Annotated in this window: 24 protein-coding genes and 1 riboswitch; of the genes, 12 read left to right on the top strand and 12 right to left on the bottom strand. The window is 55.4% G+C overall.

Translation table 11 applies throughout. From position 1 onward, the window contains the following. Positions 1–15 precede the first annotated feature (15 nt). The 7 genes from ACWWD9_RS13520 to ACWWD9_RS13490 all read right to left on the bottom strand — a co-directional run bounded on the left by ACWWD9_RS13520 (position 16) and on the right by ACWWD9_RS13490 (position 6791). A complete protein-coding gene (locus ACWWD9_RS13520; protein WP_455867285.1) occupies positions 16–2085 on the bottom strand; it encodes a TonB-dependent receptor in 2070 nt (689 codons plus the stop codon). Positions 2086–2150: 65 nt separating this feature from the next. Continuing rightward, positions 2151–2456, bottom strand: coding sequence for a hypothetical protein (locus ACWWD9_RS13515; protein WP_455867284.1), 306 nt, complete (start codon positions 2454–2456; stop codon positions 2151–2153). A gap of 120 nt (positions 2457–2576) precedes the next feature. Further along, entirely contained in the window at positions 2577–3161 is a 585-nt protein-coding gene (locus ACWWD9_RS13510) for a superoxide dismutase (protein ID WP_455867283.1), read from the bottom strand. 238 nt (positions 3162–3399) lie between these two features. Next, entirely contained in the window at positions 3400–4278 is an 879-nt protein-coding gene (gene xerC, locus ACWWD9_RS13505; protein WP_159356277.1) for a tyrosine recombinase XerC, read from the bottom strand. Positions 4279–4297: 19 nt separating this feature from the next. Beyond that, positions 4298–4975 (bottom strand): DUF484 family protein, encoded by a 678-nt coding sequence (locus ACWWD9_RS13500; protein WP_015829189.1) that lies wholly within the window; start codon positions 4973–4975, stop codon positions 4298–4300. Positions 4976–5024: 49 nt separating this feature from the next. Continuing rightward, positions 5025–5855, bottom strand: a complete 831-nt coding sequence (gene dapF, locus ACWWD9_RS13495) for a diaminopimelate epimerase (protein WP_041361914.1) — start codon at positions 5853–5855, stop codon at positions 5025–5027. A gap of 72 nt (positions 5856–5927) precedes the next feature. Continuing rightward, positions 5928–6791 (bottom strand): lysophospholipid acyltransferase family protein, encoded by an 864-nt coding sequence (locus tag ACWWD9_RS13490; RefSeq protein WP_013441001.1) that lies wholly within the window; start codon positions 6789–6791, stop codon positions 5928–5930. 108 nt (positions 6792–6899) lie between these two features. Here ACWWD9_RS13490 and metK point away from each other — a divergent pair, with 108 nt between their 5' ends. The 5 genes from metK to metF all read left to right on the top strand — a co-directional run bounded on the left by metK (position 6900) and on the right by metF (position 12236). Further along, positions 6900–8057, top strand: a complete 1158-nt coding sequence (metK, locus tag ACWWD9_RS13485) for a methionine adenosyltransferase (protein ID WP_013441002.1) — start codon at positions 6900–6902, stop codon at positions 8055–8057. Between the two features lie 61 nt (positions 8058–8118). After that, positions 8119–9366: an HD-GYP domain-containing protein gene (locus ACWWD9_RS13480; protein ID WP_015829191.1), complete on the top strand. Its 1248-nt coding sequence runs from the start codon at positions 8119–8121 to the stop codon at positions 9364–9366. Positions 9367–9401: 35 nt separating this feature from the next. Beyond that, positions 9402–9485, top strand: a riboswitch (S-adenosyl-L-homocysteine riboswitch). Between the two features lie 89 nt (positions 9486–9574). Continuing rightward, positions 9575–10984: an adenosylhomocysteinase gene (gene ahcY, locus ACWWD9_RS13475; protein WP_455867282.1), complete on the top strand. Its 1410-nt coding sequence runs from the start codon at positions 9575–9577 to the stop codon at positions 10982–10984. Between the two features lie 48 nt (positions 10985–11032). Next, a complete protein-coding gene (locus ACWWD9_RS13470) occupies positions 11033–11374 on the top strand; it encodes a phage holin family protein (RefSeq protein WP_013441005.1) in 342 nt (113 codons plus the stop codon). Between the two features lie 16 nt (positions 11375–11390). After that, a complete protein-coding gene (metF, locus tag ACWWD9_RS13465; protein WP_455867281.1) occupies positions 11391–12236 on the top strand; it encodes a methylenetetrahydrofolate reductase [NAD(P)H] in 846 nt (281 codons plus the stop codon). Between the two features lie 31 nt (positions 12237–12267). On the opposite strand, the gene ACWWD9_RS13460 is transcribed toward metF, so the two are convergent. The 3 genes from ACWWD9_RS13460 to ACWWD9_RS13450 form a co-directional block, all read right to left on the bottom strand. Continuing rightward, entirely contained in the window at positions 12268–12726 is a 459-nt protein-coding gene (locus tag ACWWD9_RS13460; protein WP_013441007.1) for a DUF494 domain-containing protein, read from the bottom strand. A 111-nt stretch (positions 12727–12837) separates the two neighbouring features. Next, positions 12838–13953 (bottom strand): DNA-processing protein DprA, encoded by a 1116-nt coding sequence (gene dprA, locus ACWWD9_RS13455; RefSeq protein ID WP_455867280.1) that lies wholly within the window; start codon positions 13951–13953, stop codon positions 12838–12840. A 6-nt stretch (positions 13954–13959) separates the two neighbouring features. Further along, a complete protein-coding gene (locus ACWWD9_RS13450; protein WP_041361917.1) occupies positions 13960–15111 on the bottom strand; it encodes a LysM peptidoglycan-binding domain-containing protein in 1152 nt (383 codons plus the stop codon). Positions 15112–15197: 86 nt separating this feature from the next. Here ACWWD9_RS13450 and def point away from each other — a divergent pair, with 86 nt between their 5' ends. From def to ACWWD9_RS13415, 7 genes are all read left to right on the top strand, one after another. Next, entirely contained in the window at positions 15198–15698 is a 501-nt protein-coding gene (gene def, locus ACWWD9_RS13445) for a peptide deformylase (protein WP_013441010.1), read from the top strand. 1 nt (position 15699) lies between these two features. Further along, positions 15700–16650, top strand: a complete 951-nt coding sequence (gene fmt / locus ACWWD9_RS13440; protein WP_015829195.1) for a methionyl-tRNA formyltransferase — start codon at positions 15700–15702, stop codon at positions 16648–16650. A 67-nt stretch (positions 16651–16717) separates the two neighbouring features. Continuing rightward, positions 16718–17560 (top strand): zinc metalloprotease HtpX, encoded by an 843-nt coding sequence (htpX, locus tag ACWWD9_RS13435; protein ID WP_159356287.1) that lies wholly within the window; start codon positions 16718–16720, stop codon positions 17558–17560. A gap of 71 nt (positions 17561–17631) precedes the next feature. After that, complete coding sequence (gene rsmB / locus ACWWD9_RS13430; RefSeq protein WP_455867279.1) at positions 17632–18915, top strand: 16S rRNA (cytosine(967)-C(5))-methyltransferase RsmB; 1284 nt, start codon at positions 17632–17634, stop codon at positions 18913–18915. Then, entirely contained in the window at positions 18893–19483 is a 591-nt protein-coding gene (locus ACWWD9_RS13425) for a DUF4390 domain-containing protein (RefSeq protein WP_015829197.1), read from the top strand. The genes rsmB and ACWWD9_RS13425 overlap by 23 nt, the downstream gene beginning before the upstream one ends. A gap of 15 nt (positions 19484–19498) precedes the next feature. After that, on the top strand, positions 19499–21625 hold the full coding sequence (locus tag ACWWD9_RS13420) for a sensor histidine kinase (protein WP_013441015.1): 2127 nt from the start codon (positions 19499–19501) through the stop codon (positions 21623–21625). A 5-nt stretch (positions 21626–21630) separates the two neighbouring features. Further along, positions 21631–22914, top strand: a complete 1284-nt coding sequence (locus ACWWD9_RS13415) for a sigma-54-dependent transcriptional regulator (protein WP_013441016.1) — start codon at positions 21631–21633, stop codon at positions 22912–22914. A gap of 27 nt (positions 22915–22941) precedes the next feature. Here the strand turns inward: ACWWD9_RS13415 and ACWWD9_RS13410 are convergent, their stop codons facing one another. Together ACWWD9_RS13410 and xth are read right to left on the bottom strand one after the other, a co-directional pair. Continuing rightward, positions 22942–23313, bottom strand: coding sequence for a TfoX/Sxy family protein (locus ACWWD9_RS13410; RefSeq protein WP_455867278.1), 372 nt, complete (start codon positions 23311–23313; stop codon positions 22942–22944). Between the two features lie 65 nt (positions 23314–23378). Beyond that, positions 23379–24146, bottom strand: coding sequence for an exodeoxyribonuclease III (gene xth, locus ACWWD9_RS13405; RefSeq protein ID WP_455867277.1), 768 nt, complete (start codon positions 24144–24146; stop codon positions 23379–23381). Between the last annotated feature and the right edge of the window lie 13 nt (positions 24147–24159).

Here is a 24159-nt window from a genome sequence, read left to right as displayed (position 1 = left end):
CCACGCCCGATACGACTAGAACGCGCCGCGCAAGCCGACCATGATGGAACGGCCACCCATGGGGGCAATGTCCTTCAGGTAGGAAGTGTGGTCACGAATCTCTTCGTTCAACAGATTGTAGGCCTTGGCAAAAGCCTCCAGATAAAACTGTGAGGGAATGCGATAAGTCGCCGTCAGGTTGACCTGGGTGTAACCATTGGTGGCCAGTTCTGCATCTGCCGTGCGGTCTTGCTTGAAGGCGTGCACCACATCCAGCTTGGAGCCAAAGCGATCCAGCTGGTACAAAAAGCCGAAGCCCAGCTTGAGTGGCGCAATGCGTGGCAGTGGTTCGCCGGTATCACGGTTGGTGGCGCGCACATAATCGCCGCGCAGGGTCAGGTCAAGGTCTCCTGTGCCTTCGTATACGCGGAATTTGCCTTCGCCTTCCAGGCCTTTGAAAATGGCAGGCACCTGCAGAATTTGTGCCTCGGTGAGATCACCCCCCACCACGCCATCTTCATCCACTTGCCGCCCGGTATTGTTGAGCGTGATGAAATTGCTGAAGCGGGTGTAGAACGCACCTACGCTGAAACTGTTTTTGCCCTCTTTCCAGCGCAATTGCGTATCTACGCCATTCGAGCGCTCCACATCCAGATTGCTGTTACCAATTTCGTATTGGGCGGTGGCAACGTGAGCGCCATTGGCATACAGCTCGTTGTAGCTGGGTGCGCGTTCGTTATGCGAGAGATTGCCTACCAGCGACCAGGTGGGTGTCAGTGTATACAAGGCGCCAAATGCAGCGCTACGCGGTGCAAAATCACGCGAAACTGCCGGGCCAAATTTTCCGCCGCCATTCGAATCTACATCTACTTGCTCAGCGCGGCCGCCCAGGCTTAATTTCAATGCATCCAGCGGCAGCTCTTCGTATACATACAGGGCTTTGCTGTCGGTGCTGTTTTTGGGAATGAAGGCTTCTTCGCCCAAGGCCTGGAAGCGGGAGTTTTGCAATTGCAGCCCCACCACGCCAGACAGCAGACCGATGTTGCCGTGACGCGCTTCAATCGCAGTTTCCAGGCCGCGGTTACGGAATGTCGTGCCTACCGCGCCATCTTCGATTTCCTGATGCTGGTAATCGGTATGCGCCATCTTGACCTTGACTGCCTGCACGATATTGCCGAGATCGCGGAATTCGGAGGCGAAATCCCAGCGCTGGCTGTCCATGTCGATACGCACATCTTTTTCTGCCACCGTGCCGTAATTGCTGTTGTAGTCAGAGAACGAAAGCCCGGCATAGCCATTACCGAAATTCACCGACGCGCCCAATGCACCGCCATCGGAGCGTGAAGCACTATTAACCAGGCGGCCGCTGTCTTCACGCGCTGTGCCATCTGCTTCACTTTTACGACGGGAAACCGCATAGCCAGGAATATCCAGATCATCCGTTTTGCGTTCGTAGGCATCCGCGTGCAATATCAGAACCCCATTGCCAGCATCAATGACCGCAGCGCCGCTCTTCTGGTTATCGGCGCCACCCAGGCGGACTTCGCCGCGCCCTGTCACACCGTCAATCGCTTCTTTGGGAATACGATGATCAATCGCGTTGACTACGCCACCAACGGCGCTACCGCCATACAGCAATGCCGCCGGGCCGCGTACTACATCAATCTGCTCAATGACTAAGGGATCCAATGCCACGGCATGGTCCGGGCTTAATGCAGAGGCATCCAGAATGCCGACCCCGTTTTGCATGATGCGAACGCGGTCATTATCCAGTCCGCGTATCACGGGACGCGAAGCATTCGGCCCAAAATAACTGGAACTGACGCCGGGGATGGATTTCAGGGTTTCGCCCAGTGTGCTTTCCCGTTGCAGGGACAATTCGCGGCCGCTTAGTACGGAGACTGGTGTTACCAGCGCATCGGAATCTACACCCAACGGGTTGGCAGTCACGGCCACGGGCGCTAATTGCAGCGTGGTGGAAGATTTTGTGGTGTCATCTGCAGCATAAGCGTGGCTTGCAGACAGGGCTGGACTGAACGCCAAAGCGATAGCCATGAATAATTTTTTGCGTGCGCCAGGGCGCGCGGCAGGGGAGATCGGCAGCATTGGTAAACCTCAATTGCATAAACATGAGTGGAGTGTCGGCGACTAACCGGCACAGCGAACAATGGTTATGCAGCAGAGGGAGGAGCGCGCGCTGAAAAGTGGCTGGAAAATGCAGGATTGTACGGGATGCTCTGGTCGTGCCAGGCCAGCTCCGAAAACGGTACTACGGGGATAGCGTGGATGGCAGGCTGCAGGCCTGCTGCCAACTCGCCAAAGCTCAGGCATTTGTCACAGAAACCACCATGAGGCGAAGCATCCTGCTTTTGCGAAAGAATATCCGTGTAGTGCGATATTTCATGCACGGCGGCGCTCTGTTGGCCAAAGGCAAACAGGAACAAGAGCGATACGGTGAGAAATATGCGACGCAACATAGTTGCAAGTTTAGCAGAAATTTACACAAGACGGACAGGGGCCAAGCATCGCATACATTTGTGACACTAAAAAAAACAAAAGGCCGCGAAGGCGGCCTTTGTGTCTGCTAGCTTAATTGCTTAAGCAGCGAAGTTTGCCGAAGCAAAATCCCAGTTGGCCAGAGAAGCCAGGAAAGTCTCAACGAACTTGGGACGTGCATTGCGGTAGTCGATGTAGTAAGCGTGCTCCCATACGTCGATGGTCAGCAGCGCCTTGTCACCGGTGGTCAGAGGGGTGCCAGCGGCGCCCATGTTGACGATATCCACGGTACCGTCAGCCTTCTTGACCAGCCAGGTCCAGCCGGAACCGAAGTTGCCAACAGCAGAAGCCTGGAATGCCTTTTTGAACTCATCGAAAGAGCCCCATTTTGCATTGATGGCATCGGCCAGTGGGCCAGTAGGAGCGCCGCCACCATTTGGCTTCATGCTGCTCCAGAAGAAAGTGTGATTCCAGATTTGCGCGGAATTGTTATAAATGCCGGCTTTGGAATTCTTGATGATGTCTTCCAGGCTGCTGTTTTCGAATTCAGTACCTTTGATCAGGTTGTTCAGATTGGTGACATAGGCTTGGTGATGCTTGCCGTAGTGAAACTCAAGTGTTTCTTCAGAAATGTATGGAGCAAGCGCGTTTTTGGCATAAGGTAAAACAGGTAATTGATGTTCCATTGAGATTTCCTTTGAATAAATGAGGGAGGTGTGACGAAGCTTAGAGTTTTATTCTGCCATAAGAATTCGAGAATTCTCGTGCTGAGAATGATTCTCAAAAAATAGAGAAACCGCCAAGCGCGAGCTGAGCAATGATGTGTAATCCGGGTGTGTCATTCTGAAAAACAGCTTGTCGAAACCTGTTTTGGAGATTCATGTAAGCAAGGCTGGCGTGATGTCGTAGCCAAAATCCAGAGTGTTACTTTTTGCGGGCGCGTGGATGAGCCGAATCATAAACTTTGGCGAGATGGTGAAAATCCAGATGCGTATACACCTGCGTAGTACTGATGTTGGCATGCCCCAGCATCTCTTGCACGGCACGCAGATCGCCACTGGATTGCAGCACATGACTGGCAAAGCTGTGTCTGAGCATGTGAGGATGCACGCGGATATTGATGCCTTGCCGGATCGCCCATTGCTGCAGGCGATATTGCACGGCGCGGCGACTCAGGCGTTTGCCGAGGCGCGACAGGAAAAGCGCCGAGGTATCCTGAATGGGCAAGCCAGATCGTATGGCGAGCCAGGCTTGCAAGGCATTCATGGCGTGTTGCCCGACGGGAACGATGCGCGTCTTGTTGCCTTTGCCGGTGACGGTAATAGTGCCTTCGCCCAGATTCAAGGCATCCAGATTCAGGTTAACCAGTTCGGCCAGGCGCAGACCGGAGGAGTAAAACAGCTCCAGCATGGCATGGTCGCGCTGGGCCAGGGTATCTTCATCGTCTATGGAAACCAGTTGTACGGCCTGATCTGGCGACAAGGCGTGCGGTAATGATTTTGGCGATTTTGGCGCGCGTATACCTTGGCATGGATTGGCTGAAAAACCATGGCGCTGAATAAGAAACTCGAAAAATCCGCGCCATGCGGAAAGCATGCGGGCGATGGATCTGCCACCCAGATTGCGGCCATGCAGGGTGGCTACGTGGCGACGAATATGGGTGCCTGTCATATTCTGCAGCGGCACCTCACCATTCAACTCCAGCAGCACCTTCAGGTCGCGCTGGTAATTCTCGCGCGTCAGCGGACTTAAGCGCCGCTCATGGCTCAGATGGTCGAGATATTGGACAAGATAATCGACCATCTGGCTTTAGCTGTACAAGCTAGCTGAGCGTGACATGGCGTAACAGTGCGGCGCTGACCAACTCGCCAATACGCTTCAGGAAGAGGGTGCCCATTTCCGGATAAAAGCGATTGGCATCGTCGGAGGCTAATGCCAGCAGGCCAAAGGCATGCTCGCTACGCAGGGCGATGAGGGCATAAGACTGCGGTGTCGCATCAGTGCCAAACCATGTGGCAAGATCGAGTCCGGGCTGCTTGCCGCAATAAGGCGTGAGCAGATTTTGGGTCCATTGGCTGAGCTCGGCATCCACTTGCTGATAGGCGTCATGTGCTGCGTGGGTGAGTTCCTGAGGCGTTGCCCACAGGCGAACCGCCACGTGCGGCACCTGAAAATCTTCACGCAGGCTGTGAATCAGCAGTTGCAGCAGAATATCAAACTCCTGCGCGGCGAGCAGGCCCAAGCTCAGGCGATGCACTTTCTCACTGATGGTGTCGTTTTCCTTGCCGTAGCTGAGAAGCTCCGCCATGCGTGACTCAAGCACGCGGATCTTGTCGCGTTGGGCAAGTTGCTGCCGCTCGGCCAGGGATACGGTCCCGATACCATGCGGGCTGGGCAGATACATATCGGCCAGCAACATGGGATGGCGTTCAAAAAACTGCGGGTTTTTTTGCAGATATTCAGCGACCTGATCGTCTGAAACTTGCAGTGTGACTTCCATGTAAATTCCTTGTTCTTGATGGAGAGGGCAGATGATATCCGCCCCGGATTTATAGATGAATGGCGCCGGTAAATACGGTGGCAGCAGGCCCCGTCATCCAGACCGGGCTATCGCCACCAGTCCAGGCAATGTTTAATTCCCCGCCGCGGGTGCTGACCCGGACCGGGGATACAAGATGACCTAACCGTATACCGGATACGACAGCCGCGCAAGCCCCGGTCCCGCAGGCCAGGGTTTCACCGCTGCCACGCTCAAATACGCGCAAGCGGATGTGATGCGGGTCGACGATCTGCATGAAGCCTGCATTTACCCGCTTGGGGAAACGCGGGTGCGATTCAATTTGTGGGCCTTGTTCGGCAACGGGGGCCGTGTCGACATTATCGACAAGCTGAACGGCATGGGGATTCCCCATGGACGCGATCGCCACTTCAACGGTTTCATGAGCCAGTTGCAGGGGATATAGCGATTGGATCGTTTCAGCTTCAAAGGGCAGATCGGCGGGCAGGAAGCTGGGCGGCCCCATGTTGACCGTCACTTCCCCATTGTCTTCCAGGCGAGGGTAAATCAGACCACGCGCTGTTTCGACGCAAATCTCGCGTTGCTGTGTCAGGCCCTGGTCATGCACGAACTTGACGAAACAGCGTGCACCATTGCCACATTGCTCGACTTCGCCGCCATCGGCATTGAATATCCGGTAGCGAAAGGCGGCTTCTGGCGTGGTGGCATGCTCAACAATCAATAGCTGGTCGCAGCCCACGCCAAAGTGGCGGTCGGAGATCGCGCGGATTTGATCCGGCGTCAGGGAGACGGGCTGGGAGTAAGCGTCAATGACGACAAAGTCGTTGCCGATGCCCTGCATCTTGGTAAATTCAAGTTTCATCATGGGTTGCCGTTGCTAAGTCTAAGCAGAGGAATACCCTGCATTATAAGTAGAGTCGCTGTTTGCCCCTAATTATGCAGTCGGTGTTGCGGTGGCCGGCTCTGCTTTACGGGACTGCGGTTGCTTGAAACGCCGATAGCTCCATAAATATTGTGCAGGATACTGCCGAACAAGTTGTTCAATTGCATCGTTAATATTTTGGGGTGATGCCTCGCCTTGCAAGGGCGTAATATGAATGGCGAATCCACGGCCCCATGACAAGCGCTCGCCAAAGGCCATGAGTACCACGGCGCCCGTGGCCTCTTGCAGCTTGCTGACGAGCGTCATGGTGTAGGCCGGATGATTGAAAAACTGTGCCCAGACGCCTTCACCATGCTCGGGCACCTGGTCGGGAAGTATGCCCACGGCTTCGCCTTTTTTAAGGGCTTTCAGCAGGCTGCGAACCCCGCTCAGGGTGGTGGGCGCCAACTTCATCTGGTCATGCAGGCGACCTTGCTCCAGAACGCCAGACAGCCAGGACTTGCGGGCTGGGCGAAACAGGATGGTAATGGGATGCAAGGTGGCGTAAAAGCGGGCGGTGATCTCATAACAGCCCAGATGCGGCGTGAGAAAAATGATGCCTTTGCCGCTGGCAAGCGCCTGGTCGACGTGTTCCCAGCCGTGCCGGCGTTTGACCCAGCGCAGCATGGCGGGCCGTGAACGACCCCAGAGTGAGAGGGTCTCAAGGATGGACTTACCGGTCTCGGCCACATTGCGGCGTAACAGGCGACGAAAATGATAAGTGGTGTTGGTTAACCCGACCATGTTGAGATTTTTGCGGGTGCGACGAGAGAATTTCTTGTCCGTCCAGAAGGTGATCCAGCCTGCCACAACACCGACAAGATGCAGCAGTGGCAAGGGCCATGCAGCGAGGAAACGGAGTAGTACGTTGAGCATGTATTTCTTTTTGAACCAAGGGGATTTTGCTATTCTAGCAATCTTTTGCCGTCCGGCCCGTGACGACTTTAATCTTTAAAAATATCCACTACATAAAACTGAGAAGCGATGAGCGAATATCTTTTTACCTCCGAATCCGTATCTGAAGGTCACCCAGACAAGGTGGCTGACCAGATTTCAGACAGCATTCTGGATGCTATTCTCGAGCAAGACCCTACGGCACGTGTCGCGGCAGAAACGCTCACCAACACTGGCCTGGTGGTATTGGCCGGTGAAATCACCACGTCTGCCAATGTGGATTACATCAAGGTAGCGCGTGAAACCATCAAGCGCATAGGTTACGACAATACTGACTACGGCATCGACTACAAAGGTTGTGCCGTACTGGTGGCTTACGATAAGCAGTCCCCTGATATTGCCCAAGGTGTCGACAATGCCAATGATGATCCGCTGGATCAGGGTGCTGGCGACCAGGGGCTGATGTTCGGCTATGCCTGCGACGAAACCCCGCAATTGATGCCTTTGCCTATCTGGCTGTCTCACCGTCTCATGGAGCGCCAGTCGCAACTGCGCAAGGATGGCCGCCTGCCCTGGTTGCGTCCTGATGCCAAGAGCCAGGTCACGGTGCAATATGTGGATGGCAAGCCGCACAAGATTGATACCGTGTTGATCTCGACGCAGCACGCGCCAGAAAAGTCGCTGGACGAAATTCGTGAAGCAGTGATTGAAGAAATCATCAAGCCGACCTTGCCTGCGGAACTGATCAAAGGCGAAATCAAGTTTCTGGTAAATCCGACCGGCCGCTTTGTGATTGGCGGACCTCAGGGCGATTGCGGTCTGACTGGGCGCAAGATCATCGTGGATACCTATGGTGGCGCTGCGCCGCATGGTGGCGGTGCTTTCTCCGGCAAGGATCCTTCCAAGGTAGACCGTTCAGCAGCCTATGCCGGGCGCTATGTGGCCAAGAATATCGTAGCGGCGGGGCTTGCCTCGCGTTGCCTGGTGCAGGTTTCGTACGCAATTGGCGTGGCACGTCCGACCAGTGTCATGGTGGAAACCTACGGCACAGGCAAGGTGCCGAATGAAGTGCTGACACAACTGGTGCTGGATCATTTCGATCTGCGTCCCAAGGGCATAGTGAAGATGCTGGATCTGTTGCGGCCGATTTATGCCAAAACGGCTGCCTATGGTCATTTTGGTCGCGATGAACCAGAGTTCAGCTGGGAATCGGTAGACAAGGCTGCTGCCCTGCGAGCTGCTGTGTAATGTCCTTAACTGTATAAGAATAAACCGCGCTCAACATCTAGCCATCTCGTCGAAAGCCATTATGTTAAAGCGTATTGCTGTTACCCAGGTGCGCCTGGGTATGTACATCCAGGAGCTGGGAGGCTCCTGGATAGACCATCCATTCTGGCGCAAGTCTTTCAAACTGGAAGACCCCGCCATGCTGAAGGCCTTGCAGACAAGTCCGATCAAGGACCTTGTCATTGATGTCAGCAAGGGCCTGGATGTGTTGAATGAGTCGGGAAATGCTGAAGCCCATGAGGCGGAAGAGGCAGCGCCGCTTGCGCCATCAGCAGAAGCTGAAAGCCCGCCCCCCGGGGCAGACGCTTCGCCTGCGCCTGCGATCAAACGCATTAGCGCGGAGCAGGAAAGGGCAAGGGCGAAAAAGCTCCTGAAGGCCTCCAAGCAGGCCATTACCTCCATGTTTAATGAAGTGCGCATGGGGCAAGCCGTTAATGCGGCCGATGCCATGCCGCTGGTCGAGGAGATCACCGCGTCTGTCTCGCGAAATGAAGGGGCGCTCATCAGTCTGGTGCGGCTCAAGCATAAGGATGATTACACCTACATGCACTCGGTGGCCGTCTGTGCATTGATGGTGGCCTTGTCCAGGCAACTTGGCATGGATGACAAGCAAACCAAGCAGGCGGGCCTTGCCGGCTTGCTACACGATATCGGCAAGTCTGCCATCCCGCTGGACATACTGAACAAGCCAGGCAAACTGACCGATGAAGAGTTTGATATTGTGCGCGGTCATCCCAAGGCGGGTCATGAGATTCTGCTGGCCTCCAATGGGGTAGATGAGGTCGCGCTGGATGTCTGCCTGCATCACCATGAAAAAGTCGATGGCACGGGATATCCCCACAAACTGCCAAACGATGAAATCAGCATCTTTGCCAAAATGGGCGCCGTATGTGATGTCTACGATGCCGTCACTTCCAATCGCCCCTATAAAGAGGGTTGGGAGCCGGGTGTGTCGCTGCAACGCATGGCGCAGTGGAGCAAAACGCATTTTGATGACCGGGTATTCAAGGCCTTTGTGAAAAGTGTGGGCATTTACCCCATCGGCTCCATGGTGATGCTGCAATCCGGGCGCCTGGGCGTGGTGGTGGATCAGAATCCGGTCTCACTGCTGAAGCCACTGGTGAAGGTGTTTTTTTCCACCAAATCTCGCACCCGCATTCCTGTAGAAGTATTGGACTTATCCAAACCAGCGGTGCAAGACAAGATCATGGGGCACGAAGACCCGATACTGTGGGGCATCGAGGATATCCACGAGCTATGGAGCCAGTAACTTGTTAACTACTGAATACCGCGTATAATCGCGAGAATTCCGAGGAGCGCTGCAAGTCCGCTTCGCCAGGCGAAGCCCTCCCAGGCTCGGAAAAATGCAGTAAACGGCGCTCACCTTACCAACCCGTGCCGGACACGGGATGAGGGTGAGCAGCGTCAACAGACCTCCCAACCCCCTTCCCTCCGGCCACAATTCAAAGGAATAGAAAATGAATTCTGTGGCTGATATCAAAGATTATGTAATTGCCGATATGAACCTTGCCGCCTGGGGCCGCAAGGAAATTGCCATCGCCGAGACCGAAATGCCTGGTCTGATGGCAATCCGCGAAGAGTACGCGTTAACCAAGCCTTTGCGCGGCGCCCGTATTACCGGCTCCCTGCACATGACCATCCAGACCGCCGTGCTGATCGAGACTCTGAAGGATCTGGGTGCTGAGGTACGCTGGGCTTCCTGCAATATTTACTCTACGCAGGATCATGCTGCGGCGGCCATTGCTGCGACGGGCACTCCTGTGTTTGCGGTCAAAGGCGAAACACTGGATGAATACTGGGATTACACCCATCGCATTTTCGAATGGACTGATGGTGGCTATTCCAACATGATTCTGGATGATGGTGGCGATGCCACTTTGCTGCTGCATCTTGGGACCAAGGCAGAAACCGATCCTTCTGTATTGAGCAGCCCAGGCAGTGAAGAAGAAATCTGCCTGTTCAATGCCATCAAGGCCAAGCTGGCCGTTGACCCTACTTGGTATTCCACACGGCTCAAACACATCAAGGGCGTGACCGAAGAAACCACCACAGGTGTGCATCGTCTGTATCAAATGCACAAGGAAGGCCGTCTGGCATTCCCTGCCATTAACGTGAACGACTCTGTCACCAAGTCAAAATTCGACAATCTTTATGGTTGCCGTGAATCGCTGGTGGATGGCATCAAGCGCGCTACCGATGTCATGATCGCTGGCAAAATTGCGGTGGTTGCTGGGTATGGTGATGTAGGTAAAGGCTCTGCGCAGGCACTGCGCGCCCTTTCTGCCCAGGTATGGGTAACCGAAATCGACCCTATCTGCGCCTTGCAAGCGGCGATGGAAGGTTATCGTGTGGTCACCATGGATTATGCTGCCGAGCATGGCGATATATTTGTGACGGCGACCGGTAACTACCATGTGATCACGCATGAGCACATGCAAAAGATGAAGGATCAGGCCATCGTCTGCAATATCGGTCACTTCGATAACGAGATCGACGTCGCCTCGCTGGAAAAATATCAGTGGGATGAAATCAAGCCGCAAGTGGATCACGTGATTTTCCCGGACGGCAAGAAAATCATCCTGCTCGCCAAGGGGCGCCTGGTGAATCTGGGCTGTGGTACTGGCCATCCGAGCTATGTCATGAGCTCGTCATTTGCCAACCAGACCATTGCCCAGATTGAGCTGTTCACCCGTACCGAGCAATACCCGGTCGGCGTGTACACCTTGCCCAAGCATCTGGACGAGAAGGTGGCCGTATTGCAGTTGAAGAAGCTGAATGCCCAGCTGACCCGCCTTACCGATCAGCAAGCAGCTTATATCGGAGTATCGGTGGAAGGCCCATACAAGCCTGAGCACTACCGCTACTAAAAAAACGTAAGGCCCGCGTTTCGCGGGCCTGTTTAAAGGAAATATGCCATGAAATTATTGCTGGTCTGGATACTGAACGCGCTGGCTTTGCTGGCGGTTACTTACCTGATGCCATCCATTCATGTGTCTGGCTTTGTCGCGGCCCTTATCGCGGCGGCGGTCATCGGGCTGGTCAATATGCTAATACGGCCGATACTGGTATTGCTGACCTTGCCGGTCACCATCGTGACGCTGGGCCTGTTCATTCTCGTGATCAACGGTCTGTTGTTCTTGCTGGTGGGGCATGTATTGCAAGGCTTTGAGGTGCATGGCCTGTGGGCAGGCATTGTCGGGGCATTCCTCTACAGCGTGATTTCATGGTTATTAAGCGCAATTGTGCTGCGCGATTGAGAAAGCGCAGACTGTGATGGATAAGCAAGAACTCATGATCAGTGTTGAATTTTTCCCTCCAAAAACCGAGGAGGGCATGGCCAAGCTGCGCGAAGCGCGTACACAACTGGCCAGGCTCAATCCCAAGTTTTTTTCGGTGACCTTTGGTGCCGGGGGCTCTACTCGCGACCGCACCCTGGATACGGTGCTGGATATTCAGGCGGCCGGATTTGAGGCGGCACCGCATATCTCGTGCATCTCGTCCAGCAAGCAGGAAATCCGTGATCTGCTGCAGCTCTACCAGCATCACGACATCAAGCGGCTGGTGGCATTGCGTGGGGATATCCCTTCTGGCGAAGTCAGTGCTGGCGATTTTCGCTATGCCAATGAGCTGGTGGAGTTTATTCGCCAGGAGACCGGCGATCACTTCCATATTGAGGTGGCTGCTTACCCTGAATTTCATCCGGAAGCGGCATCGCCTGCAGCGGATCTCGCCAACTTCAAGCGCAAGGTGGATGCCGGCGCCAATTCCGCCATCACCCAGTATTTTTACAATCCGGACGCGTATTTCTATTTCCGGGATGAATGTACACGCCTGGGTATGGATCTGCCGATTGTGCCGGGCATCATGCCTATCTATAACATTACCCAGCTGGCGCGTTTTTCCAGTGTGTGTGGCGCAGAAATTCCGCGCTGGCTACGCTTGCGCTTGCAGGATTACGGCGATGATCTGGCGTCCCTGCGGGCGCTGGGGCTGGATGTGGTAACGGGAGTGTGCGAGAAACTGCTGGCCGGAGGAGCCCCCGGCCTACATTTTTATACATTGAATCAAAGCGGGATTATCACTACTCTGGCCGAGCGTCTTGGCCTTAAGACGGCCTGACGCTCAGCCTGTGCAAGCCACCTTGCGTTGTTCAATGCAGCGTAGGGTGGGCGTCGCCGAAGACGGCGTCTTCCACAAACAGGTAATCCTTGGTTTTACCCTGTTTCCACAAGGCCATCAGCACGATCCAGCGTGTTTCATCGAGGCCTATGACCGGCTGTGGCAAGGCCAGCGCACGGTCCACGATCAGTTCGCGCTCGGTGGCAGTCAGCACTTTTGCCTGTTCAAGGAACATGATGAAGCTCAGGCTTTCACTACTGATCTTGGTGGTTTCAGGTTCGCTGAAAATACGGAAACCCGAGGTGTTGAGTTCGGTGCCAGCCAGTTCTTTGGCGGTCATGGCCTCAAGGGCACTGAACCAGTCAAAGGCGTGATTAATGTCATCACTATCGAAACCTGCGGCGAATAATTCTTTGGCGAGAGTAGATTGGTCGGGACGGATATCTGCTTCAAAGTAATTCTCAAACATATATACCAGCACTTCGAACATATATATTCCCCTATGTGGATTCTTCTAAGAATTAAGCCTGACATCTTTATCTTTTAACGCCAGAATCAGGCCAAGCTTTAATTCTTAGAAGCAATCCCGCAAGCGCTGCAATCAGCTCATGCGCTGGTAGCGGCCACCGGGAAGTGCCGCCACTTTATTTTCCAGCTCCAGTACTAACAGCATGGCCGAAAGGCTATCACTCGTCAAGCCACTTGATTGCTGTAATGCATCGATACTGATGGGGTCGTAACCCATGCATGCGAGCAGTTGGGTATGGGAAGTTTCCTCAGGATCGTGTCCCGCAAAAGCCTCTTCCAGAGAGGCTTGTTGCTGTTGGGAATGCAGCGGTGCCATCTCCTGCACGATATCCTGTATGCAATCGACCAGTTTTGCCCCTTGTTTGATCAACTCGTGGCAACCTTTTGAAACAGGAGAATGGATGGAGCCAGGAATGGCAAACACCTCGCGCCCTTGTTCTGCTGCCAGCCTTGCTGTGATGAGCGAGCCGCTTTTGGCGTTGGCTTCCACCACCAGGCAGCCCTGGCTTAGTCCGCTGATAAGGCGATTGCGCCGCGGGAAATTCTGCGGACGGGAGGGCGTGCCCAATGCAAACTCGGAAATGATCAGGCCCTGCTCCACTATCTGATGGGCCAGTGCGCGGTGTTTGGACGGATAAACAATATCAAGACCGGTGCCGACCACGGCGATCGTGATGCCTTGGGCTCGCAGGGCGCCTTGATGCGCGGCACCATCAATCCCGAGCGCCAGGCCACTGATGACGCAATAGCCTTGCTCACACAGAGCCTGTGCAAAATCTGCCGCATTTTTTTCACCTTGGGGCGTTGCATTACGACTACCGACAATCGCCATGCCTGGCAAATCAAACGCTGCCAATTGGCCTTTAGCGTAAAGCAAGGGAGGTGGGTCGGCAATTTCCAGCAGGGCGGGTGGGTAGCGGCTATCTGCCAATGTCAGCAGATGATTGTTTTCCTGCATGAGCCAATTGGCAGCGAAGTCGGTGGCTGCCAGATCAGGGCCAGCGGTAATGGCTTCAGCAACAGGTTCCGGGACAACTTGCCGCAGGGCATCACAAGGTGCTGCAAAAATCTGTTCCGGACTGCCGAATGCTTTGAGTAGCTGGCAGATCCGCTGACCGCCCAGGCCTGGAACCAAGCTCAGGGCTATCCAGAGGCGGGCTTCCTCTAAATCTGACGCACTAAGGGTCATTCAGCTTCAGGGTGTATTGACGGTATCCAGCAGATTGACGGGCTCTGCTGCCTGCATGATCAAGCCGTAGGACACGCGATCAAACGTGCGGAATACCATCAGCAAGCCAATGCGCTCATCCGGTAGTTTGACCAGCGATTTGTCATTGGCTGGGTCTTTCTTCGGATCATACTTTTCGTCGGTTTTTGCCTGTGGCTTCTTGTTTTTCTCTTCGTTAGGGTCTACATCCTTGAAGCGGAACTCAGGCAGCTTGAATTTTTCTTCTGCCTTCTTTTCGGTGGGTTTACGGCTGACATACGTGCCGGCGCGATTGATGCTCAATACATGGCCTTCTTCCAGGCCATCCAGCTTGCCCTTGTTGATCGAGATAATGGTGTTGGCACCTGCTTCAGCCACGCCGCCATAAATCGCCATGATGCGGCCTTTGATATCGCTTTCCGGTGCATGCGGGATATAGTTGAATTGCAGTTTGTCCTCAACCTTTACCAGCCGGTCATCGCTGAAAATCTCTTCTTTGGCGCGGGTAATTTCACCGGTGGCAGGGTCGCCAAACTTGAGCACCTTGAGATCACCCAGGTAAAGGGCTTCCAGGCCCAGTGGTTCTTTGGTTTCGGGGTCTACCATGATTTTACCGGGACGGTAGATATGCCAGACATTGCCTTGGTCTTCCGGCAACTTGTCGATATAGACCTTGTTGCCCGGGGCATAGGCCACGCGGTTTTGCGGGCCGGCGATAATGGTGGGCGAGTCTTTCAGCGAGTCAGCCTCGACGATCAGCGGGCGACTGAGGAAAGGCGCAATGGTGCTGGGCGAGATGCTGGGAACAGCTTCCCTATCCAGCGGCTCTTCGCGTATGCCGGGTTGCAGGGTAACGGTTTCGCGCAACAGACGCAGCTGAGGTTCGCCACTGCTGGTATCCAGCACGACGACATCGCCGGGATAGATCAGATGTGGATTCTTGATTTCCGCGCGGTTCATGTTCCACACCCTGGGCCACTTCCAGGGATCTTTGAGGAATTTGCCGGAAATAGCCCACAGCGTATCGCCTTTCACCACAACGTAGCGTTCGGGTCGGTCAGGCTGCAGCTGCACATCATCCGCCGCGGCAGGTAAAGCCAGACAAGCCAATACGAGCGGCGTTATAATGTATCTCAACATATTCAAGACCTCGGCAATGATGCGGCATGAAATATCCGCGAACTTGCATTAAATTCTGCATGTAATTCATTCAACAATCAAGATTTATGGCAATTTTAGACATATTAAACTACCCCGATCCACGGCTTTATACGGTTGCCAAGCCGGTAAAGGAAGTGAACGCCAACATTCGTCGTCTGATCGATGACATGGCAGAGACCATGTACGCTGCGCCGGGCATAGGCTTGGCTGCTACACAGGTGGATGTGCATCAGCAGATTATTGTCATGGATCTGTCCGAAGCCAAGAACGAGCTGCGGGTGTTCATCAATCCTAAAATTACCGCGAAATGTGGCGCCCAGGATTACGAGGAAGGTTGCCTGTCGGTGCCGGGCATTTATGAAAATGTGACGCGTGCCGCCGAGGTTACCGTGGAGGCACTGGATCGCAATGGCGAGCCCTTTGTGCTGGAAGCACAAGGTCTGCTGGCTGTTTGCATCCAGCATGAAATGGACCATTTGCTGGGCAAGGTATTTGTTGATTACCTGTCGCCACTCAAGCAAAACCGCATCAAGACCAAACTCAAGAAACGTCAGCGGGATCGCTAACATGCCCGCACTCAAGATTATTTTCGCTGGCACGCCAGACTTTGCCGTGCCAGCACTGGCCGCCCTTGTGGCATCGCAGCACGAGGTTGTAATGGTGTTGACTCAGCCGGATCGCCCGGCGGGGCGGGGCATGAAGCTCAAAGCCAGTCCGGTCAAGGAGCTGGCCTTGCAGCACCAGATTCCGGTGTTGCAGCCCGAGACTCTGAAGGATGCCGACATACAGGCGCAGATTGCTGCGGTGGAAGCCGATGTCATGATCGTGGCGGCCTATGGCCTGATCATTCCGACCTCCGTGCTGAACATGCCTGCACTCGGTTGCTACAACATTCATGCCTCATTATTGCCGCGCTGGCGCGGGGCTGCGCCCATACAGCGCGCATTGCTGGCCGGGGATGCCGAAACGGGTGTGACGATTATGGAGGTGGTGCCCGCGCTGGATGCCGGTGCCATGGTTGAGAAAGGCGTGCTGCCTATTACTGAGCGCGATACCGCACAATCGCTGCATGATGGCTTGTCTGCCATGGGCGCTCAACTGATGGTGAAGGCCATGGACACCCTGGCAACGCAGCGCAGTCTGCCTGCCGAGCCGCAGGACGAAGCCTTGGTGACGTATGCCGCCAAGCTGCAAAAGGCCGAAGCCGGCATAGACTGGACGCAGAGCGCCGAGGCGATTTCGCGCCAGGTGCGCGCGTTCAACCCTTTCCCTGTCGCGCAGGCAAAACTCAACGAGGATATCTGCCGTATCTGGATGGCGACGGCCATGGACGGTAACGCAGAGCCCGGTGTGGTGGTTTCGGTGGGGGATGCCATTGTGGTGGGCTGTGGTCAGGGTCTGCTGCGCATTGAAGAATTGCAGATGCCAGGCGGCAAGCGCTTGCAGGCGGCGCAGTTTATGGCAGGCCATGCACTCAAGCCGGGTGACCGCTTTCACTCGGTATTGCCCCAGGCTTGAATTTTTGCCGATCAGCCGCATCTAAGGGGCATCCTTCCCTTATTAATGAAAGACTTGAGGAATACACATGTTAGGTAACTGGTTGAAAACCTCCATTCTGATGGCGGGCATTGTGGTGCTGTTTGGTACCGTGGGCGCTGCGCTGGGTGGTGCCGGTGGCATGATGATCGCGCTGTTGCTCGCCGCGGCCATGAATGTTTACGCCTACTGGTTTTCTGACAAGGCCGTACTCAAGATGTACAACGCCCGCGAGGTGGATGCCGCCTCCGCTCCGCAGTTCTACAACATGGTGAAAGAGCTGGCGCAGAATGCCCAGTTGCCCATGCCCAAGGTCTACATCATTGACGAAGACCAGCCCAACGCATTTGCCACCGGGCGCGACCCGGAGCATGCAGCGGTCGCCGCGACCACGGGCATCATGCGTATCCTGACCGAGCGCGAATTGCGTGGCGTGATGGCGCATGAGCTGGCACACGTCAAACACCGTGACACACTGATCTCCACCATCTCGGCCACGATTGCCGGGGCTATCTCCTCGATTGCCCAGTTCGGCATGCTGTTTGCCGGTGGTCATGATCGCGAACGCAGTGTGCATCCTGCCGTGGCGATCCTGATCATGATTTTGGCACCGATTGCTGCCATGCTGATCCAGATGGCGATTTCACGTGCACGCGAGTTTGAAGCGGACCGCGGCGGCGCAGAAATCAGCGGTGACCCTACCGCGCTGGCTGCCGCGCTGAAAAAAATCCACGATTACGCCCATCAGATTCCGCTGGAAACGGCGGAGCAGCATCCCGAAACTGCCCAGATGATGATCATCAATCCATTGTCTGGCGAAGGGATCAAGGGGCTGTTCAGTACACACCCGCAAACGCAGGAGCGGATTGCGCGCCTGATGGCTATGGCCTGATCCTCCGTTACAAGCGGCCGCAGACCTTAAGCTCTGCGGCTTTGTTTTTTTAGAATCCCCGAAAGGCCGTTTTGCAAATAGCTCAACAACTCGCCGCCGAAGCCGTGCATCAGGTGCTGACGGGCCGTAATCTTGGCGTCACTCTGGATGTCATGTTCAGCCGGCAACGCAGTCTGACCCCGCAACAGCGTGGCATGACGCAGGACCTCAGCTACGGCTGCCTGCGCCAGTATGGGCAACTGCAAGCGCTGCTGAATCAGCTTTTGCAAAAACCACTGCAGGATGAGCGCTTGCGCTGCCTGCTGCTGGTAGCGATCTATCAGTTGCAGCAGGCACGTGCCGCCAGCCACACCATTGTGGATCAGGCCGTGCAGGCTTCGGCGCAATTCAAGAAGCCATGGGTCAAAGGCTTGACCAATGCCGTCTTGCGTAATTTTCTGCGCCAGCAGGATGCGCTGGTAAAAAACATTGACCCCACTGACGATGTCGCCCGTTACTCCTATCCCCAGTGGTGGGTGAACAAGCTGCGGCATCAATATCCGCAAGACTGGGAGGCCATGCTGCTGGCAGGCAACCAGCATCCGCCCATGACCTTGCGTGTCAATCGCCGCCACCTTAGCGTCGAAGCCTACAGCCAGCAACTGGCAGATGCCGGGATAGCCGCGAGTCTTCTGGGCGGCAGCGCGGTGACCTTGACCCAGCCTATCCCCGTCGAGCGTATCCCCGGTTTTCTTGAGGGCGATGTTTCAGTGCAGGATGCAGGTGCGCAATGGGCGGCTCCCCTGCTTGATCTCGCCCCCGGCATGCGTGTGCTGGATGCCTGCTGCGCGCCGGGTGGCAAGACCGGCCATATTCTTGAGCTGGCTGAGGTGGACCTGGTGGCCATGGATAGTGACGCTGGCCGATTGCGCCGTACGGAAGAAAACCTGCAACGCTTGAAACTGAAAGCCCAACTGGTAACGGGCGATGCGGCGGATGCTTCCGGATGGTGGGATGGCCGGCCGTTTGATCGCATTCTGGCCGATGTGCCATGTACCGCGTCTGGCATAGTCCGGCGGCATGTGGATATCAAATGGCTGCGCCGCGAGGCGGATGTGGCGTCCTTCGTTCGCCAGCAGGCACTCATTCTGCCGCAACTGTGGCAGTGCCTGGCAAAGGGTGGTAAATTGCTTTACGCAACGTGCTCGGTTTTTCATGAGGAAAACCAACAGCAGATTGACCGGTTTCTGCAACAGCACGCCGATGCGAAGCAGTTGCCGCTGAGTCAGGATGCTTCGCCTCATGCTCGGCATGGACAACTTTATCCTTGTGCAGCACATGACGGCTTCTTTTATGCACTTCTACAAAAAAACTGATTTTCGTCGTTTATTTGCCACGCTGTTGACCGGCACTTTAGCTCTTTTCATGCTGACGATGGCATACGCTGCCGTTAGCAATCTTCACATCCGCAATGCCGAGCTGGTGCCAACCGAAGATAGCTATCTGCTGAATGCCGATTTTGACGTCACGCTGAGCCCCACGGTAGAAGAAGCCCTGAACAAAGGCATTCCGCTCACCTTCCTGATTGAATTCCAGCTGACCTCGCCACGCCGCTACTGGTTTGACGATGAAATTGCCACGGTCAGTACCTATGTCACCCTGAGCTACCATGCCTTGTCACGGCAATATCTGGTCAATCTGAATAATCACCACCAGCGCTCCTTTGCGTCCTTGCAGGATGCCAAGCAGGAGCTTTCACGGCTGGAGCAATGGCCAGTATTTGAGAAAGCCCTGCTGAAAAAAGGCGAAGCCTACAAGGCCGCCTTGCGCGTGCGTCTGGATCAAACCAAGCTGCCCAAGGCCTTGCAGGTCGATGTGATTGGCGGCTCCGAGGACTGGAATATGGTCTCCCAACGGTATCGTTGGGTACCCACGCTGTTTTAGCATGCCTTTGCATCAATGAAATACATCGTTTTTATCAGTGCCCTGCTAGGTGCAGTTTTGCTGTACCTGCTGTCGCATGCCAGCACCAATACCGCCGCCTCAGGTAATTATTACACCTTGCTGCTGGTGTTGAATGGCGCCCTGGCGGTGGCCTTGATCGTCATGATCAGCATGCAGCTCTGGCGCCTGTTTCGCCAGATGCGCGCCCATGTCATGGGCAGTCGGCTTACCCTGCGCTTGCTGGGGGCCTTTGCGCTCATGGCGATTATTCCTGGTGTGATTGTGTATGCGGTATCGGTCAATTTCCTGACGCGCTCGATTGAGTCGTGGTTTAACGTGAAAGTGGAAGCCGCGCTGGAAGGCGGTTTGCGTCTGGGGCAAAGTGCCCTCGACATCATGCTGTCCGATATTGAGGAAAAAGCCGAAAGCATGGCGGTGTCTCTGGCGTTTCAGCCATCGAATTCACACCTGAGCGTGTTGAATGACCTGCGCGAAAAAAGCGGGGTGGAAGATGCTGTGCTGTTGACCTTGCAGGGGCGCATTCTGGCGTTTTCCAGCAATAACCCGGCGACATTTCTGCCTGAGCTGCCCAGCATTCCCCAACTGCGCCAGGCACGGCAACATGTGTACGGCACCATAGAACCTATTCCGGATAAAGGCCTCTATCTGCGGGTACTGGCACCGATCGTGATGCCGGATCTGGCCGGGGAAACGCGTATTTTGCAGCTGTTGCAGCCGGTGCCCAAAAGCTTGTCCACCACCGCGGAATCCGTGCAGGATGTGTATCAGGATTATCAGGAGCTGTCGCTCAGCCGTGAATCACTGAAAGAAGTATTTGCGCTGACACTGACGCTGGTGCTGATGCTTGCCATGTTGTCGGCGGTATCGATTGCCTTTGTGTTGAGCCGCCGCCTTTCTGCGCCGCTGGGCGTGCTGGCGGAAGGCACGCGCGCCATTGCCCGCGGCGATTACGGCACCATGTTGCCGGTGCATGGCAAGGATGAGCTGGGCATACTGGTGCAATCGTTTAACAGCATGACGAGACAGCTGGGCGATGCCACGCTGGCGGCCGAGCGCAACCGCGCGCGCGTGGAAGCGGCGCGGGGTTATCTGGCAACCATTCTGGCGCACTTGTCGTCCGGCGTGCTGGCGCTGGATGATCGTGCGCAATTGCGTACCTGCAATATGGCGGCTTCCAATATTCTTGGCGTCAACCTGAGCAATTTTCTTGAGCAGCCTTTCCAGCAGCTGGGGCAGACCCATGTGGCGTTGGAGGCGTGGGTAGAGCTGATTCTTGCGCATTGTGGCGACGACGACACGGGCGAGTGGCAAGAGGAACTGGAGCTGGTGACCGCCCAGGGCAAGCGCATTCTACTGGTGCGAGGCACGCGTTTGCCGCAAACGGCGGATAGCGGTTTCCTCATCGTGTTTGACGATGTAACGGCCATGGTGCAAGCGCAGCGCGATGCGGCCTGGGGTGAAGTCGCACGACGACTGGCACATGAGATCAAGAATCCGCTCACGCCGATTCAGCTCTCGGCCGAGCGTCTGGAGCACAAGCTGGCGGCCAAGCTCGAAACCGACGATGCCGATATGCTACGGCGCGCCACCAATACCATCGTGACGCAGGTGGCTGCCATGAAAACCATGGTGAATGAGTTCAGCGAATATGCCCGGGCACCCGCGCTTAATCTGAGTGAGCTGGCGCTGAATGGACTGATCAATGATGTGCTGGCCCTGTATGAGCCAGCGGATATTCAGCTGGAAGTCAGCCTGACGGAAGGGTTGCCCTCCGTCATGGGCGACGCCACCATGTTGCGGCAAGTGCTGCACAATCTGCTGCAAAACGCCCAGGATGCGCTGGAAGGCAGGGCGGATGGCGTGATTCACATCATCACGACGGCTGAAACGGAAATGGTCAAACTGGAGGTACGAGACAATGGCACCGGTTTCCCGCTGGAAATTCTCAGCCGTGCGTTCGAGCCCTACATGACCAGCAAGCGCCATGGCACCGGTCTTGGCCTGGCGATCGTCAAGAAAATCATAGAAGAGCATAAAGGCCACATTCATATTGAAAACCTGGCAGAGGGGGGCGCAAGCATCACTGTGACTTTGCCAGCAAAAACGAAAAGGGTGGAGTAATCGTAATGACCGCAAGACATGTGCTAGTTGTCGATGATGAAATCGGCATACGTGAGCTACTGTATGACATTCTGCAGGATGAAGGCTACCAGGTGAAACTGGCCGAGAATGCGGCGGAGGCGCGTGTTTATCGTGAGCAGATGCGTCCTGATCTGGTGCTGCTGGATATCTGGATGCCGGATTGTGATGGCATCAGCCTGCTGAAAGAGTGGGGGAATAGTGGCCTGCTGACGATGCCGGTGGTCATGATGTCCGGCCACGGCACGATTGATACCGCAGTCGAGGCAACCCGCATCGGGGCGTTTGATTTCCTTGAAAAGCCTATCGCCCTGCAAAAACTGCTGAAGACCGTCAGCGCAGCGCTCAAGCATGGTGAGCAATTGCCACGCTCTGACATGACGCTGCTCAACCTGGGCAAAAGCCCGGTGATCAGCGAACTGCGTCAGCGCCTGGAACAGATTGCAGGCGTCAAGAGTCCGCTCCTGCTGATCGGCGAGCAAGGCAGTGGTGCCGAGCTGTGCGCCAAATTTTTGCATAATCCGGATACTCCGTGGCTGAGCCTTACCGATTATGAACAGCTGGCGACAGCACCGCTGGATATTCTGGAGCAGGTGCAGGAGGGCATGCTGTTTATTCCTGAGGTAGCCGATCTCAGTAAAAACCAGCAGAAAGGCCTGCAGCTCTTATTGGCGCGTGCCGACAAGTACGGCGCCCGCGTCGTCTGTGTCACGGCCAAAAGCCTGCCACAGCTGGTGGTTGCCGGGCGGTTTGATAACCTGTTACTGCAGTCTATCTCCGCTACCAGCCTGCGTATCCCCAACTTGTCTGATCACCGTGAAGACATCCCCGACCTGGCCCGTGCCATGGCCGCGCTGCTGGTCGATAGTGGCGAGGTGCTATATCGGGAGTTTGACGTCGCGGCGCTGAATGCGCTGCGCAATGCGGAATGGCCAGGCAATATTACCCAGCTGGATAGCGTGATACGTAATCTCATGCAGACCAGCCTGGGCGAGAAAATCACCCTGGCGGATGTGAATCGCGTGCTGGAGCAGTTTGCGGCATTTCAGGCGGCTTTGCCTATCGTCGAGACTTCTTCGGCCAGTGCAGGCCTGGCGGCCTTGAATATCGACAAGCCTTTGCGCGAAGCCCGCGATGATTTTGAGCGTCTGTATTTCGAGCACCATCTGGTCAAGGCCGGGCACAACATGAGCCGGGTGGCCGAAGCGGTGCAGCTGGAGCGCACCCATCTCTACCGCAAGCTGAAGCAGCTGGGTATCAAGGCGAAGTAAGCGAGGCGAAATAAACGAGGCAATCAATCAGCCAGGGCTGACTTTGCTTGCCCGTTTGCTGTTGCGTCGTGGTTTCAAAGGTTTGGTACGCAAGGCGGCCGCATAAGCCTTGCGCGCCCAGCTGGCTGCCATGTCCCGATCTTCCAGGATAAAGTCTGGGGCTTGATAGTAGGGCAAGTCTATCCAGCGGCCCTGCTTTTCATAGCCAAAACGGGGCAAGGCCAGCGCTTGAAAGTCCCCCGCATTTTCCGCATCGGCCTTGAGATACAAGGTCTCGTCAAATACCAGTCCAAAGGTCAGCCCCTGATGATAGAGCGCATGGCCGCCAAACATTCGCCGTATGCTGATGGGGCCTAACAGCGCAAATATATCGGGCAGATAGTCGGTGAATTCACTCATCGTTCACACATGCCATTCAGATCTGAAGTCATACCATGCGGTTAGTTTGGCCAAGCTGTTCAATGCTATTCGGATAGCTCCAGTACCACCGGCGTATGATCCGATGGCCGTTCCAGCTTGCGTGGAGCCTTGTCTATCCAGCTGGCCTTGCAGGCGGCCAGCAATGGTGTGCTGACCAGTATGTGATCAATGCGCAGGCCAAGGTTGCGGCGGAACCCCGCCATGCGGTAATCCCACCAGCTAAAGCTGGCTTCTGGTTGCTCGAATAAACGGAACGTATCGTGCAGGCCCAAATCGACCAGCCCCTGAAACGCGGTGCGCTCGGGTTCGCTGACCAGCACCTGGCCTAACCAGGCTGCGGGGTCGTGTACATCGCGGTCCTCGGGGGCAATATTGTAATCACCCAGCAAGGCCAGCTTGGGATGCGCTGCCAGCTCTGCCTGCAGGTGCGTGGTGAGCGAGGCCAGCCAGTTCAGCTTGTATTGATACTTGTCTGAATCCACGCTCTGGCCATTTGGAATATAGGCACAGACGATGCGTATGCCCTTGACTGTCGCGGCAATCAGCCTCTTTTGTTCATCGGCAAAGTCCGGAATGCCGTAGCTCGGATGTTCCAGCACATGGCGACTGAGAATCGCCACTCCGTTATAGGTTTTCTGGCCGCTATGGATGGCGTTGTAGCCAATCGCGGTCAGTGCTTCATAGGGGAATTTGCTGTCCTCCTGCTTGGTCTCCTGCAGGCACAGCACATCGGGCTGATTGGCCGTGCACCAGTCCAGCACATGCGGCAGGCGTACATTGAGCGAGTTGACATTCCAGGTGGCGAGTTTCACGTAAAGCTCCTGT

It is taken from the genome of Methylovorus sp. SPW-M1, from assembly GCF_053848825.1.
Note: the sequence above shows the minus strand (reverse complement) of the source record. Positions and strands in the feature narration are given on the sequence as shown.

Excerpts from the sequence above, each read along its gene's own strand:
- ACWWD9_RS13515 (WP_455867284.1), bottom strand. The coding sequence starts at position 2,456 with ATGTTGCGTCGCATATTTCTCACCGTATCGCTCTTGTTCCTGTTTGCC.
- ACWWD9_RS13425 (WP_015829197.1), top strand. The coding sequence starts at position 18,893 with ATGCACTTCTACAAAAAAACTGATTTTCGTCGTTTATTTGCCACGCTG.
- dprA (WP_455867280.1), bottom strand. The coding sequence starts at position 13,953 with ATGACCCTTAGTGCGTCAGATTTAGAGGAAGCCCGCCTCTGGATAGCC.
- ACWWD9_RS13460 (WP_013441007.1), bottom strand. The coding sequence starts at position 12,726 with ATGTTCGAAGTGCTGGTATATATGTTTGAGAATTACTTTGAAGCAGAT.
- ACWWD9_RS13490 (WP_013441001.1), bottom strand. The coding sequence starts at position 6,791 with ATGCTCAACGTACTACTCCGTTTCCTCGCTGCATGGCCCTTGCCACTG.
- ACWWD9_RS13480 (WP_015829191.1), top strand. The coding sequence starts at position 8,119 with ATGTTAAAGCGTATTGCTGTTACCCAGGTGCGCCTGGGTATGTACATC.
- ACWWD9_RS13510 (WP_455867283.1), bottom strand. The coding sequence starts at position 3,161 with ATGGAACATCAATTACCTGTTTTACCTTATGCCAAAAACGCGCTTGCT.
- ACWWD9_RS13450 (WP_041361917.1), bottom strand. The coding sequence starts at position 15,111 with ATGTTGAGATACATTATAACGCCGCTCGTATTGGCTTGTCTGGCTTTA.
- ACWWD9_RS13420 (WP_013441015.1), top strand. The coding sequence starts at position 19,499 with ATGAAATACATCGTTTTTATCAGTGCCCTGCTAGGTGCAGTTTTGCTG.
- metF (WP_455867281.1), top strand. The coding sequence starts at position 11,391 with ATGGATAAGCAAGAACTCATGATCAGTGTTGAATTTTTCCCTCCAAAA.
- xerC (WP_159356277.1), bottom strand. The coding sequence starts at position 4,278 with ATGGTCGATTATCTTGTCCAATATCTCGACCATCTGAGCCATGAGCGG.
- ahcY (WP_455867282.1), top strand. The coding sequence starts at position 9,575 with ATGAATTCTGTGGCTGATATCAAAGATTATGTAATTGCCGATATGAAC.
- htpX (WP_159356287.1), top strand. The coding sequence starts at position 16,718 with ATGTTAGGTAACTGGTTGAAAACCTCCATTCTGATGGCGGGCATTGTG.
- ACWWD9_RS13415 (WP_013441016.1), top strand. The coding sequence starts at position 21,631 with ATGACCGCAAGACATGTGCTAGTTGTCGATGATGAAATCGGCATACGT.
- metK (WP_013441002.1), top strand. The coding sequence starts at position 6,900 with ATGAGCGAATATCTTTTTACCTCCGAATCCGTATCTGAAGGTCACCCA.
- fmt (WP_015829195.1), top strand. The coding sequence starts at position 15,700 with ATGCCCGCACTCAAGATTATTTTCGCTGGCACGCCAGACTTTGCCGTG.
- ACWWD9_RS13470 (WP_013441005.1), top strand. The coding sequence starts at position 11,033 with ATGAAATTATTGCTGGTCTGGATACTGAACGCGCTGGCTTTGCTGGCG.
- dapF (WP_041361914.1), bottom strand. The coding sequence starts at position 5,855 with ATGAAACTTGAATTTACCAAGATGCAGGGCATCGGCAACGACTTTGTC.
- ACWWD9_RS13410 (WP_455867278.1), bottom strand. The coding sequence starts at position 23,313 with ATGAGTGAATTCACCGACTATCTGCCCGATATATTTGCGCTGTTAGGC.
- ACWWD9_RS13520 (WP_455867285.1), bottom strand. The coding sequence starts at position 2,085 with ATGCTGCCGATCTCCCCTGCCGCGCGCCCTGGCGCACGCAAAAAATTA.
- def (WP_013441010.1), top strand. The coding sequence starts at position 15,198 with ATGGCAATTTTAGACATATTAAACTACCCCGATCCACGGCTTTATACG.
- ACWWD9_RS13500 (WP_015829189.1), bottom strand. The coding sequence starts at position 4,975 with ATGGAAGTCACACTGCAAGTTTCAGACGATCAGGTCGCTGAATATCTG.